The 1885-nt window shown below is 47.5% G+C and carries 4 protein-coding genes; all 4 read right to left on the bottom strand.

Translation table 11 applies throughout. The annotated features are described in order from the left end of the window. Nucleotides 1–97 precede the first annotated feature (97 nt). The 4 genes from ACI4J0_RS09015 to rplN are packed head-to-tail and all read right to left on the bottom strand — an operon-like array spanning nucleotide 98 to nucleotide 1572. Nucleotides 98–283: a type Z 30S ribosomal protein S14 gene (locus ACI4J0_RS09015; RefSeq protein WP_178727395.1), complete on the bottom strand. Its 186-nt coding sequence runs from the start codon at nucleotides 281–283 to the stop codon at nucleotides 98–100. 17 nt (nucleotides 284–300) lie between these two features. Beyond that, a complete protein-coding gene (gene rplE, locus ACI4J0_RS09010) occupies nucleotides 301–843 on the bottom strand; it encodes a 50S ribosomal protein L5 (protein ID WP_022475285.1) in 543 nt (180 codons plus the stop codon). An 18-nt stretch (nucleotides 844–861) separates the two neighbouring features. Further along, on the bottom strand, nucleotides 862–1188 hold the full coding sequence (gene rplX / locus ACI4J0_RS09005; protein WP_432649270.1) for a 50S ribosomal protein L24: 327 nt from the start codon (nucleotides 1186–1188) through the stop codon (nucleotides 862–864). 15 nt (nucleotides 1189–1203) lie between these two features. Further along, nucleotides 1204–1572: a 50S ribosomal protein L14 gene (gene rplN, locus ACI4J0_RS09000; RefSeq protein ID WP_178727397.1), complete on the bottom strand. Its 369-nt coding sequence runs from the start codon at nucleotides 1570–1572 to the stop codon at nucleotides 1204–1206. Between the last annotated feature and the right edge of the window lie 313 nt (nucleotides 1573–1885).

Genomic DNA, 1885 nt, shown 5'->3' with positions numbered 1-1885 from the left:
TGGCGTTACGGATTCTTGTAAGGATATCAGCAATTGAATCGGTAATTTGCATACCATAACCTCCTTATAAAATTAAGCGTGATAAGCGAAGCGGAGATTACCAGCTTGCCTTCTTGACTCCGGGGATCTGACCCTTGTGAGCAAGCTCTCTGAAGCAGATACGGCAAATGCCGAACTTTCTGAGATAAGCGTGGGGACGTCCGCAGATCTTGCATCTGTTGTAAGCTCTGGTAGAGTACTTAGGAGTTCTCTGCTGCTTGATCTTCATTGAAGTTTTAGCCATTTAATTAAACCTCCCAATTACTTAGCAAAGGGAGCGCCCATAAGCTCGAGCAGCTCTTTTGCTTCTTCGTCGGTGTTGGCGGTAGTGATGATGTTGATATCCATACCGCGAACCTTATCAATTTTATCGTACTCGATCTCGGGGAAGATGAGCTGCTCCTTGATACCGGTGGAGTAATTGCCTCTGCCGTCGAAGGAGTTTCCGTTGATTCCTCTGAAGTCACGAACACGGGGGAATGCAACGTTGAAGAGTCTGTCGAGGAACTCGTACATCTTCTCGCCTCTGAGAGTAACCTTAACGCCGATAGGCATGCCCTCACGGATCTTGAAGTTTGCGACCGACTTCTTAGCACGGCAAACAACGGGCTTCTGACCGGTGATAAGCGCGAGATCGTTCATGATAGCGTCGATGACCTTGGAGTTGTCCTTAGCCTCGCCTGCGCCAACGTTGATAACGACCTTGTCGATCTTGGGTATCTGCATAACGCTCTTGTAGCTGAACTTCTTCATAAGAGAGGGAGCTACTGTGCTGACATATAATTCCTTAAGATTTGCTGCCATTGTAGGTAACTCCTTTCATTAGTATGCTTTGCCGCAGTCTGCGTGCTTGCAGACTCTGGTCTTAGTGCCGTCAGCCTCGATCTTGTGACCGAGTCTTGTGGGCTTGCCGCAGTGGGGGCAAACAGCCATTACCTTGCAAGCATAAAGGGGAGCCTCGCACTTAACGATGCCGCCCTGTTGACCCATCTGACGGGGCTTAACGTGCTTGGTAACGATGTTGAGGCCCTCAACGATGACCTTCTGCTCCTTGGGGGAAACCTCGAGCACCTTGCCCTTCTTGCCCTTGTCCTTGCCGGAAAGAACAACAACAGTGTCGCCTGTTTTAACGTGTAACTTCTTATTCATCTTGCGGCACCTCCATTAAAGAACCTCGGGAGCGAGGGAAAGGATCTTCATATAATCCTTGTCACGGAGCTCTCTTGCAACAGGTCCAAAAATACGTGTTCCTCTGGGGTTCTTATCCTCCTTGATGATAACTGCTGCGTTCTCATCGAAGCGGATGTAGGTACCATCCTCTCTGCGGAGACCCTTAGCGGAACGAACGATAACTGCCTTAACAACGTCGCCCTTCTTAACAACGCCGCCTGGTGTTGCTTTTTTGACCGAAGCAACAACAACATCGCCGATATTAGCATATCTTCTGCGAGTACCGCCGAGAACTCTGATGCACATAAGCTCCTTGGCACCTGTGTTATCAGCGACCTTTAAATAAGTCTGCATCTGTATCACAGCGCATTAACTCCTTCCTTAACAGCGAAATACGGCATTAGGCAGGAATACACCTGCCTGATACCGGAAATCACAATTGAATTGATATTATAGTCTCAACGCTGCCGTGTGTATCGCAAAAACATCACTTTTGCCCAAACATCAGCAACATTGATTATTATACCACACCGAAATCCATTTGTCAATACCTTTTTAGAAATTTTCCAAAAAAATCTCGATGAAAGCGTCTATCTCAAAGACCTTGATCACTTAGCCTTCTCGATAACCTCAACAAGTCTCCATCTCTTGTCCTTGGAAAGAGGACGAGTTTCCA

Origin of the sequence: Huintestinicola sp. (assembly GCF_051882455.1) — a bacterium.
Lineage (GTDB): Bacteria > Bacillota > Clostridia > Oscillospirales > Ruminococcaceae > Huintestinicola.
The sequence above is the reverse complement of the archived record's forward strand: the minus strand, read 5'-3'. Positions and strand labels throughout refer to the sequence as shown.

What these genes read in the sequence shown, in the direction of transcription:
- rplE (WP_022475285.1), bottom strand. Translation starts at nt 843, where the DNA reads ATGGCAGCAAATCTTAAGGAATTATATGTCAGCACAGTAGCTCCCTCT.
- ACI4J0_RS09015 (WP_178727395.1), bottom strand. Translation starts at nt 283, where the DNA reads ATGGCTAAAACTTCAATGAAGATCAAGCAGCAGAGAACTCCTAAGTAC.
- rplX (WP_432649270.1), bottom strand. Translation starts at nt 1,188, where the DNA reads ATGAATAAGAAGTTACACGTTAAAACAGGCGACACTGTTGTTGTTCTT.